The sequence below is a fragment of the Blautia sp. AM29-29 genome (assembly GCF_003480555.1).
Lineage (GTDB): Bacteria > Bacillota > Clostridia > Lachnospirales > Lachnospiraceae > Fusicatenibacter > Fusicatenibacter saccharivorans.
The window spans coordinates 1-17,101 of record NZ_QUJD01000030.1 but is presented as its reverse complement, the minus strand read 5'-3'; the positions used below and the strand labels follow the sequence as shown (position 1 = coordinate 17,101).

The window sequence follows — 17,101 nt, the reverse complement described above, 5'->3', positions numbered from 1 at the left end:
GATAAATTTCTACTGGCAGGAAAAATTTATATTTTTTCAATTGTCTACTTGACGGGGAGCGGTTCACTTTGCCGTACAGCTCTTATTTATTTCTGTTTCCTGTATACTTCTCATCACAGTATTTGCAACGGTAAACCTCTTTTTCCGGGTCAGCCAGGATAAAGACATGTTTTAATCCCTGCTCAATAGAGGTGATACAGCGCGGGTTTTTACATTTAATCACATCAACCACCTGTTTCGGCAGATGAAGTTCTTTTTTCTCCGTAATCTCGCCGTCTTTAATGACATTGACAGTGATATTGTGATCGATAAAGCCTAAGATGTCAAGATCCATCTTATCAACCGAACACTCAACTTTCAGAATGTCCTTTTTTCCCATTTTTTCACTTTTGGCATTTTTAATAATGGCTACGGTACAGTCCAGCTTGTCCAGTCCCAGATCATGGTAAATGGTCATAGCCTTTCCTGCTTTAATATGGTCGAGCACGAAGCCCTCTTCAATACGTCCTACGTTCAGCATAGCGAAAGATGCTCCTTTCTTAATCGACTTTGATGTTCAGCAGCGTCAGAATCAGGGCCATACGTGCATAAACACCGTACTGAACCTGTTTAAAGTAAGCAGCGCGCGGGTCATTATCCACGTCAACGGAGATCTCATTGACACGCGGCAGCGGATGCAGAACCAGCATTTCCGGAGAAGCAAGATCCATTTTGGACTGATCCAGAATATAGAAATCCTTCATGCGGATGTAATCATCCTCGTTGAAGAAACGTTCTTTCTGGACACGGGTCATATAAAGAACATCCAGCTTCGGGAGAACATCTTCCATTTTAATAACTTCCTCAAATGGAACATTGTTCGCCCGCAGCACATCATCACGGATGTAATCCGGGAGACGAAGCTCCTCCGGGGAGATTAATACAATTTTAATGCCGGTATAACGAACCAGCGCTTCAATCAGGGAATGAACCGTTCTGCCGAATTTAAGATCACCGCAGAAGCCGATGGTAAGATTGTTCAGGCGACCCTTTAAAGAACGGATGGTGAGAAGATCGGTAAGAGTCTGCGTCGGATGCTGATGTCCGCCATCACCTGCGTTGATCACAGGAATACGGGAGTACATCGATGCAACGAGCGGAGCGCCTTCTTTCGGATGACGCATGGCACAAATATTTGCAAAGCAGGATACCACGCGGATGGTGTCGGCTACGCTTTCACCTTTGGAAGCGGAAGAAGAATTGGCAGAAGAAAAACCAAGAACAGTACCGCCAAGATTCATCATGGCAGCCTCAAAGCTGAGACGGGTGCGTGTGCTTGGTTCATAAAATAAAGTAGCAAGTCTTTTGCCATCGCAGGCATGTGCATATTTCTCCGGGTTCTTTTCAATATCGTTCGCCAGATCCATTAACTGATCCAGTTCTTCGACCGAGAAATCAAGGGGACTCATTAAGTGTCGCATATATTACCTCCTATGAAGATCCTTATTTTTGTTACCGTTCACAGGTTCCCTGCGAACGGTAACATTCGCAGCCCTCATTTAAAGTTTTGCTTCGCAAAAGGAGGGCTGCTCACGCCTGAATCACTTTCTTACGCAGCGAAACAGCAGGTGTTTCCCTGCTGAGTGAACAGTAACTTATTTTTTCTGTGTTCCACCTTAACACAAAAACAGGATAAATGCAAGATAAAAAATGGCAGGAAAAAGGTCGAAAAGCAGAGTAATATGAAATGTGAAAAAATAAAGTGAAATAGCAGTCAAAAAGGAAAAAGATTGTACAAAAGCCGAATTTCGGAAGATCTTTTCTTGTAAATTAAACGGAGATGGAGTAAAATATTGATATCTGCAACAAATGCAGAGTATCAGGAGGACCAGATATGCTAGACTTAGGAAAAATCCGCGACGAGATCGATGCCACCGATGACGAGATCGTCCGCCTGTTCCAGCACCGGATGGCGCTGACGGCGGAGGTTGCGCAGTACAAGATAGAGACAGGAAAAGCCGTTTTTGATGCGGAACGTGAGCGCCAGAAGCTGGAAAAGCTGACAGGCGAGGGAACAAATGCATTCAATATAAAAGGCATCCAGGAGCTGTTCCAGCAGATCATGTCGATCAGCCGGAAGCGTCAGTATCAGCTGCTGACAGAAAACGGCGGCGAGGAGATGACCGATTACACGCAGGTTGACCACCTCCCGACACACGGCAAAAGAGTTGTTTTCCAGGGTGTGGAGGGCGCCTACAGTTTCGGTGCGATGAAAGAATTTTTCGATGATACGATTACAAGCTTTCACGTAGATACCTGGAAAGAGGCGATGGAGGCGATTACGAGGGGCGAAGCCGATTATGCCGTGCTTCCGATCGAGAACTCCACAGCAGGCATTGTATCCGATATTTATGATCTTCTGGTGGAATATCCGCACTACATCGTCGGTGAGCAGGAATTGCCGGTGGAGCATGTGCTGATGGCACTGCCGGGAGCAAAGGCTGAGGAGATCCGCACCGTGATTTCCCATCCGCAGGCGCTGGCGCAGTGCCGCCGTTTCCTGGATTCCAATGAAAACTGGAAGACGGAAGAGCGTCTCAATACAGCCGCCGCTGCAAAAGAAGTATCCGAGAGCGGTGATCTTACGATGGCAGCCGTCGGAAGTCCGTACGCTGCAGAGCATTTCGGACTGCAGATCTTAAAAGAAGGTATTTTTGATGCCCAGGGAAATACGACACGCTTTGTTATCATTTCTGGGCAGAAACGCTTTGTAAAAGATGCACAGAAAATCAGCGTATGCATGGAACTGCCGCATCAGAGCGGTTCTCTTTACAACGCACTGGCACATTTTATTTACAACGATCTGAACATGACCAAAATCGAGTCCCGCCCGATTCCGCAGCGGAAATGGGAGTACCGTTTCTTCGTGGATTTCGAGGGGAACTTAAGCGATCCGGCAGTCAAAAACGCACTGCGCGGATTGCAGGCAGAATCCGCGAAATTCCGGATTTTCGGAAATTATTAATCCAGAAGAGAGGGCCGTACCAAGCGGCCTTTTCGCATAAATAAAATGAAAAATGACAGGAAGGAAGAGACAAAAGATGATTAGAATAGAAGAATGTATCCTCTACCGCGATTTCGCAGAGGGGGAGGTACTGCGCGATATGACGATACTGGTGGAGACCTACAAAAAACTGGTCAATGCTCAGATTTCCCTGAAGGACCGCCGGTTCCGTGAGAATATGAGCGCATATGAGCCGCAGTTTTATGAGGCACTGAACCGCCTTGTCGAGATGGCAAACCGCTACGGCTTCTCCGGAAATCTCTGGCACGATTATCTGACATATCTTCTGGTCAACAAAGAAAATGCATTTTCTACCTCCTGCGAGATTGTCGGAAAAGTCGAGGGAAGCATCAACCAGATGGCAAAACATGATTTTGTCCGTTTCAAAGAGCTGTTCGATTTCGATATCTGTGTTTTTGATGAGATTTTTGAGTCCGGCGATGCCTCTGTCATCAGTTCCTATGAGAACACGGACAGCCCGAATAAACTATTCAACAAAGAAGTCCGGGATCGTATCTGTGAGCTGGCCATCCGTCTGGCAAAGGCTGCATCCGCAGATGAATTTATGGCTGATATGGTTCAGTTTTACAAAGATTTCGGAGTGGGAAAACTGGGACTTCACAAGGCATTTCGTATTGCGCATACAGGAGAGAACGTTGAGATTATCCCGATTACCAACATTCCGGATGTGCGCCTTTCTGATCTTGTCGGCTACGAAATTCCAAAGCAGAAGCTGATCGACAACACGAAAGCGTTTGTCGAGGGCAAGAAAGCAAACAACTGTCTGCTTTTTGGCGATGCCGGAACCGGAAAATCCTCCAGCATTAAGGGTATCCTGAATGAATATTACGATCAGGGACTGCGAATGATCGAGGTTTACAAGCATCAGTTTCAGGATCTAAATGAGCTGATTGCACAGATCAAAAACAGAAATTATAAATTCATTATTTACATGGATGACCTTTCCTTTGAAGAGTTTGAGATTGAGTACAAATACCTGAAAGCTGTCATTGAGGGAGGCCTGGAAAAACGTCCGGACAATATTCTTATTTATGCAACCTCCAATCGTCGCCATCTGATTAAAGAGGATTACAGTGATAAAGAAGGAACAAGACAGGATATGCATACTTCCGACACCGTACAGGAGAAACTATCCTTGGTATACCGTTTCGGCGTCAGCATCTATTTTGGTGCACCGGATAAGAAAGAATTCCAGAAGATTGTTTCCACACTGGCCGAACGATACGGCGTGACGCTGCGTGAGGAAGAGCTTTTGGCAGAAGCGAACAAATGGGAACTGTCCCACGGCGGTCTGTCCGGCCGTACCGCACAGCAGTTTATCGATTATCTGCTCGGAAAACAGTAAAAAGAAAAAGGTCAAAAAGTCCGCTTGGTATTGGGAGCGGGCTTTTTGGGATATCCTTTGAAAAAGAAGGAGGAAAAGCATATATGCAGTATTCCACATTTGCTGCCATTGATATCGGCAGCTACGACGTCATTCTGGAGATTTTCGAGATCTCCAAAAAACAGGGAATCCGAAGCGTGGATAAGATCTGTCATCGGATGGAGCTTGGAAAAGATACGTACACGTTGGGAAAAATTCGCCCTGAAATGGAAGAAGAGCTGTGCCGTGTACTCGCAGATTTTGTGCGGATTATGGAAGGCTATCGCGTGGACGATTACCGTGCAACGGCATCCAGTGCGATCAGTGAGGCGTCGAACAGTCTCTATGTCCTTGGAAAAATTCATCAGCTGACCGGTTTTTCTGTCACTGTTCTCTCCAACTCGGAGCAGCGTTTTCTTAGCTATAAAGCGCTCGCGGCGATGGAGGACAATTTTAACAAGATCATTGAAAAGGGAACTGCGATTCTCGATCTTGACGGTGGCAGTTTTCAGATTTCCCTGTTCGACAAGGATGCACTTGTCACAACACAGAACATCCGCATGGGAAGTCTTCGCATCCGCGAGCGTCTTGCCGGAATTCAGAGTGAGACGGAACATTACGAAGAGATGGTCGAAGAGCTGATTTGGAATGAAGTATCGAGCTTTAAAAAGATGTATCTGAAAGACCGTAAAATCGAAAACATTATGCTGATCGGCGATGTTTTCACCGACAGTGTTTATCAGAATATCGAAGAAAAAACGACAAAAATCATTTCCCGTGAAAACTTTAATACCTGGTATGAGAAAATTATCCGTCAGTCACCGATGGAGCTTGCTGTAAAACTTGGTATTCCGCTGGAAAACGCTTCACTGATGTACCCGTCTGCTGTGATTTATAAATGTCTGATTGATATGATGGGTGCGGAGCATATCTGGATTCCGGGCGTGCATATGACACGTGGTATTGCATACGAGTATGCGGAGCAGATGAAACTGCTGAAAGGCGGTCATAATTTCGAAAATGATATTCTGATGGCGGCAAAAAATATCGGAAAACGGTACGCGGTGAATCGCCCGCACGTCCAGAACCTGGAGATGACGGCCCTTGCCATGTTTGATGCGACGAAAAAGATGCACGGCATGAAAGAACGCGAGCGGCTGCTGCTTCGGATGGCGGTGATGCTGCACGATGTCGGAAAATACATCAGCCTTAATAATGTAGCGGATTCTTCCTATAATATTATCATGTCAAACGAAATCATCGGACTGTCCCATATTGAACGGGAGATGGTCGCACTGATTGCAAAATACAATACGGCAGTGCTTCCATCCTACGATGAGCTGGTGATGGAATCGTCGCTTAGTGCAGAACAGTATCTGACCGTATCGGAGCTGACAGCAATCGTCCGTCTGGCGAATGCACTAGATCGGAGTCACCTGCAGAAAATCCAGTCGATCCGCGCTGCCTTAAAGGAGAGAGAACTGCATCTGTCTCTGACGGTTGACCGTGATTTCACACTGGAGCAGGGACTGTGCCAGGATAAATTAGATTTTTTCAATGAGGTATTCAGCATACAGCCGATTATTAAGATGAAACGGCAGATGTAAGGAGGCGAACAAGATGGATATAACACCATATAAGAAACCGGAATATTTTCGAAACCGGGAATTGAGCTGGATCAGCTTCGACGAGCGTGTTTTAAACGAGGCGCGGGATAAGAGTATTCCGCTGTTTGAACGTCTGAAATTTATCAGCATTACCTCCTCCAACCTGGATGAGTTTTATATGGTTCGTGTGGCTTCACTAAAAGACCAGGTGCATGCAAACTATACGAAAAAGGATCTGTCCGGCATGGATGCGAAGGAGCAGCTTACCGAAATCAGCAAACGGACGCATGAGCTGGTGCAGCTGCAGTACAATACGTACAATCGCTCGGCGGTTCCGTCTCTGGAGCACGTTGGCCTTACGATTATCAGTGAGCACGAGAAGCTGACGAAGGAGCAGGCGGAGTATGTGGATTCCTATTTTGAGGAAAACATTTACCCGGTTCTGACCCCGATGGCCATGGATTCGGCCCGCCCGTTCCCGTTGATCCGGAACAAAACATTGAATATCGGTGCACTGGTGCAGAAGAAAGAGGATTCGCTTCTGAGCCGTGCAGAGGATAAGAAAGAGAAGAAAGGCAAGGAGAAGGAAAAAGAGAAAGAACTGGAATTTGCGACGGTTCAGGTTCCTTCGGTACTGCCGCGTTTTATTCTGCTTCCGCAGGATGAAAAGACGGGACAGCGGTATGTGATTCTTCTGGAGGAGATCATCGAGCGGAACATTGGAAAGCTGTTCTTAAGCTACGATGTGGTCTGCGCGCATCCGTACCGTGTTATGCGAAATGCAGATCTTTCGATCGATGAGGATGAGGCTTCCGACCTGTTAAAAGAGATCCAGAAGCAGCTTAAAAAACGTCAGTGGGGAGAAGTGATCCGTCTGGAAGTGGAAGATAAGATGGATAAGCGGCTCCTGAAGATGCTGGAAAAAGAGTTTGACATCGATGAAGACGATCTGTTCCGGATTCCGGGACCGCTCGATCTGACGTTTTTAATGAAAATGTATGGGCTCGACGGCTTTGATGAGTATAAAATTCCAAAATACATTCCAGCAGCAGTTCCGGCGCTGATGAATGAGGATGACATTTTTACAAACATCCGAAAAGGAGACATCTTACTGCATCATCCTTATATGACGTTTGATCCGGTCGTGCAATTTGTACAGCAGGCAGCAAAGGATCCGGATGTACTGGCGATCAAACAGACACTGTACCGTGTGAGCGGCAATTCTCCGATTATTGCAGCACTGGCTCAGGCGGCGGAAAATGGCAAACAGGTTTCCGTACTGGTGGAATTAAAGGCACGGTTCGACGAAGAAAACAATATTGTCTGGGCGAAGATGCTGGAAAAGGCGGGATGCCATGTGATTTATGGTCTTCTGGGACTGAAAACACACAGTAAGATTACACTGGTGGTTCGGCGCGAGGAGACAGGCATTCGCAGATATGTACATCTTGGCACGGGAAACTATAACGATTCTACGGCAAAGCTGTATACGGACTGTGGCCTGTTGACATGCAATGCAAAGATCGGTGAGGATGCAACAGCAGTATTTAACATGCTTTCGGGCTATTCGGAGCCGGATCACTGGAACAAACTGGTGGTTGCGCCACTCTGGATGAAAGACAGATTCCTGCATCTGATTGCTATGGAGGAGGAACACGCGAAGAAGGGACAGAAAGCGCATATTATTGCGAAGATGAACTCGTTATGCGACCGCGATATTATTGCGGCGCTTTACAGTGCTTCGGCAGCCGGAGTAAAGATTGACCTGATTATCCGGGGAATCTGTTGTCTGAAGGTTGGAATCCCGGGTGTCAGCGAGAATATTACCGTTCGCTCGATTGTCGGCAATTTCCTGGAACATGCGCGGATTTTCTACTTCTACAGTGGTGGAAATGAAGAGGTGTTTATGGGAAGCGCGGACTGGATGCCGCGAAATCTGGAAAAACGGGTGGAGATTGTGTTCCCGGTTGAGGATGAGCAGATCAAGAAAGAAGTAATGCATATTCTTGATATCCAGATGAAGGATAATGTGAAAGCCAGTATTTTACAGGCAGACGGAACGTATACAAAGCCGGATAAGCGCGGAAAGATGCTGGTGAATTCACAGGAGTATTTCTGTAGGGAGGCAACGGAAAGAGCGGAAAAACCGAAAGAACAGGAAAACAGCAGGGTGTTTGTGCCGGCGGAACCGGTGGAATAGGTTTGGACGGACACGGATGTGGGCGCGGGAGCGCCCACTGCGTTGACATGAAAGAAGAATATGGTATGTTATGATGAGAAAGCGCTGCAGCTTTGAGAGTTGCGGCGTTTTTTTTGTGTCAAAAATAATCTGTCTGGTATTGGGAAAAAGAATGGCTATTCAGAACTCGTTTTGAAAATTGGTTTTGCGGGTGATTTTCGGGGATTTTACAAAGAGTGATCTGGAAAAATGGCTGGAAAAGAAGGGGATGGAGACGGAGATGAGAGAAAATGTAAAAGATTTTTGTAAAGTAGCCGGTTATTTTATTAACGGGTATTTTACAAAGCGGTGGTAGTGGGCTTTACGGAAGGAAAGGTATAATGAATCTCGACAAGACGAGGAGGAAGAAAAACGAATGTCAAATATTGTGTTGAAGAATGTCTGTAAATCTTATGATAAGGAACATTATGCGGTTCGGGATTTTTCGCTTGAAATACCGGATCGGGAGTTTGTGATTTTTGTTGGACCTTCCGGCTGCGGAAAATCGACGACGCTTCGGATGATTGCCGGTCTTGAGGAGATTACGAGCGGGGAGCTCTGGATTGATGGACAGCTTTGTAATTATGTAGAAGCAAAGGATCGCGATCTTTCGATGGTATTTCAGAACTACGCGCTTTATCCGAATATGACGGTATATGAAAACATGGCGTTTTCTCTGAAAATCCGGAAACAGCCCAAGGATGAAGTTGATAAAAAGGTACATGAGGCAGCTAAAATGCTTGGAATTGAGCATTTACTTGACCGGAGACCGGCAGCCCTTTCCGGCGGTCAGAAACAAAGAGTTGCGATTGGAAGCGCAATTATGAGACGGCCGAAAGCATTTTTAATGGATGAGCCGCTTTCGAATCTGGATGCGAAGCTGCGGGCACAGATGCGGGTGGAGCTGGCAAAATTACATAAGGAACTGAAAACGACGGTGATTTATGTTACACATGACCAGACGGAGGCGATGACGCTTGGTACAAAAATTATTGTTATGAAAGACGGTGTTGTGCAGCAGGCGGATACACCGGGGCAGATTTACCGCCATCCGGCAAACAAATTTGTGGCCGGTTTTATCGGAGCTCCGAGTATGAATTTTATGGAAACGATGGTGACGGAAAGAAACGGAGCGGTTTATCTGGAGGCAGACGGAGGAGTTACCCTTCGTGCAAAAGGAGAGAACGAAATGGTGCTTCGTCGCGCTTATCTCAGAAAAATGGTGATCTTAGGTCTGAGACCGGAGGATTTACAGGACGAAACAACCGCTTCCGCACATCGGATCTGTTACGAAGAGAATCAGTTGAAGGCATTTGTTGACCTGCGGGAGATGATCGGTGCAGAAGCGTATCTGCATATGAATACCGGAAAAAATCTGATTACAGCAAGAGTGCCTTCCGAGGTGCCGGTTACTGTAAAGGAAAGCATTACATTGTATGCAGATATGGAGAAAGCACAGATCTTTGATCCGTTTACAGAAGAAAATATTTTATCTCTGCCGGTTGAAAAAGAAGAACGTGCAACAGCATAAGAAGGAGCAAGAAGTGAAAAAAGTAATCGAAAAGTGTAAAAAAGCAGAAGTTTATATGTATCTAATCCCGAGTATGGTGATCTTTAGCATCTTTCTGTTTTATCCGTTTTTTAAAACCATTTATCTGAGCCTGTATAAGACAAACAAGCTTGGAGAAGCGAAATTGTATGTGGGACTGGACAACTATAAAAGCTTATTATCGAATCCATCCTTTTACAACAGTCTCTGGGTTACACTGGAATTTGTGGCGATTGTTGTAGTCGGAAGTATGGCGCTTGGCCTTCTGGGAGCAGTTCTTTGCAGCAAGGCTTTCCCGGGAATCCGGGTATTCAGTACTTCCTATGCACTCCCAATGGCAGTAGCATCGAGCTCAGGCGCCATGATTTTCAAGATTATTTTAAATCCCACGATCGGTATCGTAAACAAATTGCTGCATGTGAGCATTAACTGGGTCAGTGATCCGAAATATGCGCTGATCTGTGTGGCTGTCCTTACGGCATGGCTGAACAGTGGCATCAATTTCCTGTATTTTTCGGCGGGACTTGGAAACATTGATGATTCGATTTATGAGCGTGCTTCTGTAGATGGAGCGAATGCAGTACAGAAATTTTTTAAGCTGACACTGCCGGGACTTTCTCCGATCATGTTCTACACACTGGTTGTTAACATTATTCAGGCATTCCAGTCATTCGGACAGGTGAAAATCCTGACACAGGGAGGACCGGGAGAATCCACGAACCTGATTGTATATTCGATATACCGTGATGCGTTTTTTAATTACCGGTTTGGAAGCGCAGCCGCACAGTCCGTTGTTTTGTTTCTGATTGTCATGGCGCTTACCCTGGTTATGTTCCGCATGGAAAAGAGAGGAGTAAAATACTGATGTCTACAATAGCAACTACGATTGCCGGACCAAAAACTTATTCTGCAGAGGAGCTGCAGGCACTGCATCTGGCAATGAATGCAAAAGCAAAAAGAAAGAAAATGCTTCAGAAAACAGCGTTGGTTACCATGAACCTGATCGTTTGTCTGTTTATGCTGTTTCCGCTGCTTTATACCATCAGTGTAGCGTTTATGCCGTCCGGCGAGCTTTACACAATGGCAATGAACATCGTGCCAAAACATCCGACGCTGGAAAATTTCGTGGAAGCATTTCATAAAATTCCGCTGGTACGCTTTGTCCTGAACTCATTTTTGGTTGCGGGCAGCATTACGCTGGGTCAGATTGTAACATGTTCTCTTGCGGCATTTGCCTTCTCTTTCCTGAATTTCAAAGGAAAAAATGTTCTGTTTATGCTGGTCATGGCGACCATGATGGTGCCGGGTGAGGCAACCATTATTTCCAATTATCTGACAGTAGGAAGTCTCGGACTGCTCGATACCTATATTGTTCTGATCCTGCCTTCTCTTACCTCTGCAATGGGAATTTTCCTGTTCCGCCAGTTCTACATGACCTTTCCGATTTCGCTTTATGAATCGGCGAAGCTGGACGGCTGCGGGAATCTGCGGTTTATCGTAAAAATCCTGATGCCGCTGACAAAGTCAGCAATGGGAGCAATGGCGGTTTACACCTTTATCAATGCATGGAATATGTACATGTGGCCGCTGCTGGTTACAGGTTCGGACAGCAAGCGTACCGTACAGATTGGTATCAGTATGCTGAACAGCGTCGACGCACAGTCGATTACCCTGATGCTGGCGGGCGTGGTAATGATTATCATTCCATCCATTTCCATCTTTATCGTAGGCCAGAAGGCCTTAATCAAAGGAATGTTTTCAGGAGCAGTCAAGGGCTGATTCCTGTGACAGAAAAAAGAATAGAAAACTGTATGAAAAACGAGGAGAAAAAAATGAAGAAAAAAGTGATTGCATCGATTCTTGCGGCTTCTATGGCAGCTATGGCGCTTACTGGATGTGGAGGTGGAAAAACAACGAGTGAGGCACAGGGTGCAACAACGGATGAAACCACAGCCAGCACAGAGGCAGGAAGTACGGCAGATGGCGCAGAAGCACCGGATTTAAACCAGGATACGAAGGGAACCACGATTACCTTCTGGCATTCCATGGGCGGTGTCAATGGCGAGGCAATGGATTATCTTGTCAATAAATTCAATGAAGAGAATACCGATGGCATTACCGTTGAGGCGGTTTATCAGGGAGAATATGATGATACGATTAACAAACTGAAAAGTGCACAGATCGGAAATATGGGAGCAGACCTGGTACAGATTTATGATATCGGAACACGCTTTATGATTGATTCCGGCTGGGTCATTCCGATGCAGGAGCTGATTAATGCAGATGGCTATGACATTTCCCGGATCGAGCCGAATATCGCTGCTTATTATACGGTAAACAATGAGCTGTACTCGATGCCATTCAATTCGTCCACACCGATTCTGTATTACAACAAAGATATGTTTGAAAAAGCAGGGATCACTGAGGTTCCGACAAGCCTGGAAGGAATTCTTGCTATCGGTGATGATCTGAAAACAAAGGGCGGAGCCGGTGAACCGCTGGCACTCTCCATCTATGGATGGTATTTCGAACAGTGGCTCTGTAAACAGGGACTTCCCTATGCGGATAATGGAAATGGCCGTGATGCCGCTGCTACTGCAGTTGAATTTGATTCCAACGGCGGAGCGCTCAACATCTTAAATGAGTGGAAAGCCCTGAACGATGCCGACGTTGCACCAAACGTAGGCCGTGCCGGAAGTGATACCGCAACGACAGACTTTACTTCCGGAAAAGCAGCGATCACCCTTGGCTCTACCGCATCTCTGAAGCAGATTTTACAGGATGTCAATGGAAGCTTCGAAGTTGGAACCGCATATTTCCCGACAATCAAGGACGGCGATGAGGGCGGTGTTTCCATCGGAGGAGCATCTCTCTGGGCATTGAACAACAACGATGATGCAAAAGCAGCCGCCACCTGGAAATTTATCAAATTCCTGATTTCCCCGGAGTCTCAGGCATACTGGAATGCCGAGACTGGTTACTTCCCGGTAACAACAGCTGCTGATGAGGAGCAGACCTTCAAAGATAATGTGGCACAGTATCCACAGTTCCAGACCGCGATTGATCAGCTGCACGATTCCAAGCCGCAGTACGCCGGCGCACTTCTCTCTGTATTCCCGGAGGCAAGACAGATTGTGGAAACAGAAATCGAGAATATGATCAACGGAAACGAGACTCCGGAGAAAGCAGTAGAATCGATGGCTTCCCAGATCAACAGCTCCATCGAGGACTATAATCTGGTAAATGAATAAGAGACAGGCTTTACAAAAATAAGATTTCGTCCTATAGTGAAGAAAAACGAGTTCCCAAAGCGTGTTTGAACGGTTTCTATGAAGGGGAAGATCCGAGTTACGGAAATGATTTTTCAGATATGACTGGAAATGCGCCGGAGACAAAAATCCGGCGTGTTTCCGGATTTATAGTAAGCCTCCAAATAATGCAAAAGAGTCAGTACCGCTTTTTTAATTATTTTCAGGGTTTACGATAAAAGAAAAAAAGCTGCAGCCGGGACAAAAGATAGAAAAGAGTGCAGGTTTGGAAATGGGAACGGAAAATGGAGGACAGATACGAGATGAAAACAAAAGTATGGGCACACAGAGGAGCCAGTGCATATGCACCGGAAAATACACTGGAAGCGTTTCTTCTTGCGGCAGAGCAGGGAGCAGACGGTGTGGAGCTGGATGTACAGCTGACGAAAGATGGCGAGATGGTTGTTGTCCACGATGAAGAAATCGACCGGGTCAGTGACGGAAGCGGATTTGTCAAAGATTATACGCTTGCGGAATTGAAGAACCTGAATTTTAATAAGACACATCCGGAGTATCAGGATGTAAAAATTCCGACGCTTCGCGAAGTATATGAAGCATTAAAACCAACGGGAATGACGATCAATGTAGAGCTGAAAACCGGTATTTTCTGGTATAAAGACCTGGAAAAAAAGGTACTCGAGCTGACAAAAGAGATGGAGATGGAAGATCGCGTGATTTATTCTTCCTTTAACCATTACAGCATTGCAAAAATTCTGGAACTGGATCCGAAAGCCAGCACCGGCATCCTCTACGCAGATATTATTTATGATGTCGTGAATTATGCGAAAAAAATCGGAACAGGAGCTCTTCATCCGGCAACCTTTCATGTGCAGATGGCAGACTTTCTTCAGCAGTATGTGGAAAGCGATCTTGCGGTGCATGTGTGGACGGTCAATGATAAGGCGGAGATCGAGCGTCTGATGGAGGCCGGTGTTGACGCAGTCATCACTAATTATCCGGATGTGGCCGTTTCCTGCCGCAACGCGAAGTGATACCGATTGGAGAAAAAAAGCTGTTCCTTTTGGATATCGACGGAACCATCTGCGTGGGGAACCGTCTGATTCCGGGAGCAGACCGGTTTTTAAACGGACTGTCCGAGTACGGTGGAGATTATGTGTTTATCACAAATAATACGACGATGAGCGTAGCAGATTACCGGAAAAAATTTGCAAAGCTGGGCATCCCGACAACAAGCGCGAACTTTCTGACGGCTTCTGTTGCAACAGCGCATTATCTGAAGCAGAAATATGGATCCCGTCCCGTCTATGTGCTGGGAACGGACTCTCTGATCCGGGAATTGGAGAGCTTCGGTGTGTGTACCACCCACGATCCGGAGAAAGAAGGAATTGCATGTGTGCTTGCAAGCTATGACAATGAACTGACGTATCAAAAACTGACGGATATCTGTCGGCTGTTGACAGAGCGCCCGGAGCTCGATTACGCTGCAACGAACCCGGACTATGCTTGTCCGATTGAATTCGGCTACGTGCCGGATTGCGGTTCCATCTGCGAGATGATCGGACATGCGGTCCACCGCATGCCGACTTATATCGGAAAACCAGGTACACGGATGGTTGAGATGGCACTTGATATGACAGGTAGAACCCGCGATGAGGCTGTTCTTGTGGGAGACCGTCTCTATACGGACATTGCGTGCGCAAACATGGCGGATATTTCTGCAGCCCTTGTGCTTTCAGGCGAATCTACACGCGAAGAAATGCAGAACTCGCAGTATCTTGTGGAGTATGTCTATCCATCCGTGAAGGAAATGTATGCGGATTGGGTGTATGGACAAAAAAAGAAATGCTCTTAAAATTCCGAAATGGTTATGGTTTTGGAACAAAAAAACAAAAAGAAGAATTCTGAGAGGAGAACCTTTTTCCGAAGGAGTTCTTCTTTTTTGTTGCGGAAAAGGATACTTTCCGGATACGGGATAAAAGCCTGGGACGGTATAGAAAAAGCTTGCCAAAAGAGGGAATTTCCCTATATAATGATTCAGACTATAACATGAAAAAGAAAACGGTCAGGAGATCGGAAAATTCCAATACAACAGAAGAAGGAGAATTTATGCATGAGTATTTTAAATGTAGAACATCTGTCCCACGGCTTCGGCGACCGTGCGATTTTTGAAGATGTATCGTTCCGCCTGCTAAAGGGGGAGCACATCGGTCTGGTAGGTGCAAATGGCGAGGGAAAATCAACCTTTATGAACATCATTACCGGAAAGCTGATGCCGGATGAGGGAAAGGTTGAGTGGGCAAAAAATGTCCGTGTCGGCTATCTGGATCAGCATACCGTTTTGGAAAAAGGTATGACGATCCGTGATGTATTAAAAAGCGCTTTTTCCTGGCTGTATGAGATGGAAGAGCGGATGAACACGATCTGCGATTCCATGGGAGATGCCTCCGAGGACGAGCTGAATCAGATGATGGAGGAACTTGGTGTGATTCAGGAGATGATGGATGCACACGATTTCTACATTCTGGATTCGAGAATCGAAGAGATCGGCCGTGCACTCGGCCTCGAGGAGATCGGTCTCGAACGCGATGTCACTGAGCTTTCCGGCGGACAGAGAACGAAGGTCCTTCTGGCAAAACTGCTGCTGGAAAAACCGGATATCCTTCTTTTAGATGAGCCGACCAACTACCTGGATGTGGAACATATCACCTGGCTGAAACGATACCTTGAAGAGTATGAAAATGCCTTCATTCTGATCTCTCACGATATCCCATTCCTGAACAGTGTTGTCAATCTGATCTATCATATGGAAAACAAAGAGCTGAATCGTTATGTGGGTGATTACGATCACTTCCAGGAGGTTTATGCGGTCAAAAAAGCACAGAAGGAAGCTGCTTATAACCGCCAGCAGCAGGAGATCAGTGAACTGAAGGATTTCGTGGCACGAAACAAAGCCCGTGTGGCAACCAGAAACATGGCTATGTCACGGCAGAAGAAGCTGGATAAGATGGATGTGATCGAGCTTGCGAAAGAAAAACCAAAGCCGGAATTTCATTTCCGCACTGCGCGCACTTCGGGCCGCTTCGTTGTGACTGCAAAAGAACTTGTGATCGGCTATGAAGAACCGCTCTCCAGACCGTTGACCTTTGCGATCGAGCGTGGCGAAAAGATCGTGCTCACCGGTGCCAACGGAATCGGAAAAACAACACTCTTAAAGAGCATCCTCGGTTTGATCCCATCCCTTGGCGGAGACGTGGAGCTTGGAGATTATCTGGAAATCGGATATTTCGAGCAGGAAATGCCAAAAGGAAACACCAACAGCTGTATCCAGGAAATCTGGGAAGAATTTCCATCCTATACCCAGTATGAAGTCCGCGCAGCGCTTGCCAAATGCGGTCTTACCACACAGCACATTGAAAGCCTGGTGCGTGTGCTCTCAGGAGGAGAACAGGCAAAAGTTCGCCTCTGCAAACTGATTAATCGCGAAACCAATCTTCTTGTCCTCGATGAGCCGACCAACCACCTCGATGTAGACGCAAAAGATGAGTTAAAAAATGCGTTGAAGGAATATAAAGGAACCATTCTTATGGTCTGCCACGAACCGGAATTCTACGACGGTCTGGCAACGAGTGTATGGGACTGCTCGGAGTGGACAACAAAAGTGATTTAACCGAATCAAGTAAGTCCTCTGGTTCCATTGCGAATATCCGCTTGACATTTATATATTGAAAAAACAGCCACAAACAGAGAGTGAGCGAGATTGTTTGTGGCTGTTTTACTGCAACTTAAAAAATCAGATAATATATTTTAAATACAGAATTGCATGTATTTTTCTAAAAATAAGAAAATTCGAAAAAAGGTGTTGACTTTTGCTTTGGGCGGTGTTATTATAACTAAGCTGTCAGCGAGAGCTACAGTGAATGAGTTCTTTTGAAACAGAAAAACCTAGTTCGGAGCCGGGTGGCTGCCGCGGGTTACAAGAACTGCTTCAAAAAAACTTGAAAAAAGTTCTTGACAAAAGCAAATGAGTTTGA

Annotated in this window: 13 protein-coding genes; 11 read left to right on the top strand and 2 right to left on the bottom strand. The window is 46.1% G+C overall.

Annotated features, from left to right (window positions below):
* Nucleotides 1-82: 82 nt before the first annotated feature.
* Together DW769_RS15470 and pyrB are read right to left on the bottom strand one after the other, a co-directional pair.
* Entirely contained in the window at nt 83-520 is a 438-nt protein-coding gene (locus DW769_RS15470; protein WP_022462761.1) for an aspartate carbamoyltransferase regulatory subunit, read from the bottom strand.
* Between the two features lie 19 nt (nt 521-539).
* Complete coding sequence (pyrB, locus tag DW769_RS15465) at nt 540-1,460, bottom strand: aspartate carbamoyltransferase (protein WP_022462762.1); 921 nt, start codon at nt 1,458-1,460, stop codon at nt 540-542.
* Between the two features lie 413 nt (nt 1,461-1,873).
* On the opposite strand from pyrB, the gene pheA reads away from it, so the two are divergent.
* From pheA to DW769_RS15410, 11 genes are all read left to right on the top strand, one after another.
* Nucleotides 1,874-3,004 carry a prephenate dehydratase gene (gene pheA, locus DW769_RS15460; protein WP_055222099.1) on the top strand — a complete coding sequence of 377 codons (1,131 nt, stop codon included), beginning with the start codon at nt 1,874-1,876 and terminating at the stop codon, nt 3,002-3,004.
* A 76-nt stretch (nt 3,005-3,080) separates the two neighbouring features.
* Nucleotides 3,081-4,409: an ATP-binding protein gene (locus DW769_RS15455; RefSeq protein WP_055222098.1), complete on the top strand. Its 1,329-nt coding sequence runs from the start codon at nt 3,081-3,083 to the stop codon at nt 4,407-4,409.
* Between the two features lie 83 nt (nt 4,410-4,492).
* The gene (locus DW769_RS15450) at nt 4,493-6,034 is read left to right on the top strand and encodes a Ppx/GppA phosphatase family protein (protein WP_022462390.1); all 1,542 of its coding nucleotides are present in this window, start codon (nt 4,493-4,495) and stop codon (nt 6,032-6,034) included.
* A 13-nt stretch (nt 6,035-6,047) separates the two neighbouring features.
* Nucleotides 6,048-8,234: an RNA degradosome polyphosphate kinase gene (locus tag DW769_RS15445; protein ID WP_022462391.1), complete on the top strand. Its 2,187-nt coding sequence runs from the start codon at nt 6,048-6,050 to the stop codon at nt 8,232-8,234.
* Between the two features lie 394 nt (nt 8,235-8,628).
* On the top strand, nt 8,629-9,783 hold the full coding sequence (locus tag DW769_RS15440) for an ABC transporter ATP-binding protein (RefSeq protein WP_118750608.1): 1,155 nt from the start codon (nt 8,629-8,631) through the stop codon (nt 9,781-9,783).
* 55 nt (nt 9,784-9,838) lie between these two features.
* Nucleotides 9,839-10,666: a carbohydrate ABC transporter permease gene (locus DW769_RS15435; protein ID WP_118594956.1), complete on the top strand. Its 828-nt coding sequence runs from the start codon at nt 9,839-9,841 to the stop codon at nt 10,664-10,666.
* 101 nt (nt 10,667-10,767) lie between these two features.
* Entirely contained in the window at nt 10,768-11,580 is an 813-nt protein-coding gene (locus DW769_RS15430) for a carbohydrate ABC transporter permease (protein WP_416388109.1), read from the top strand.
* 53 nt (nt 11,581-11,633) lie between these two features.
* The gene (locus DW769_RS15425) at nt 11,634-13,052 is read left to right on the top strand and encodes an ABC transporter substrate-binding protein (protein WP_118750610.1); all 1,419 of its coding nucleotides are present in this window, start codon (nt 11,634-11,636) and stop codon (nt 13,050-13,052) included.
* 320 nt (nt 13,053-13,372) lie between these two features.
* A complete protein-coding gene (locus DW769_RS15420; protein WP_118750609.1) occupies nt 13,373-14,101 on the top strand; it encodes a glycerophosphodiester phosphodiesterase in 729 nt (242 codons plus the stop codon).
* Nucleotides 14,098-14,922, top strand: a complete 825-nt coding sequence (locus DW769_RS15415; protein ID WP_226906418.1) for an HAD-IIA family hydrolase — start codon at nt 14,098-14,100, stop codon at nt 14,920-14,922. The genes DW769_RS15420 and DW769_RS15415 overlap by 4 nt, the downstream gene beginning before the upstream one ends.
* Nucleotides 14,923-15,180: 258 nt before the next feature.
* Nucleotides 15,181-16,737, top strand: a complete 1,557-nt coding sequence (locus tag DW769_RS15410) for an ABC-F family ATP-binding cassette domain-containing protein (protein WP_118720087.1) — start codon at nt 15,181-15,183, stop codon at nt 16,735-16,737.
* Nucleotides 16,738-17,101: the final 364 nt, after the last annotated feature.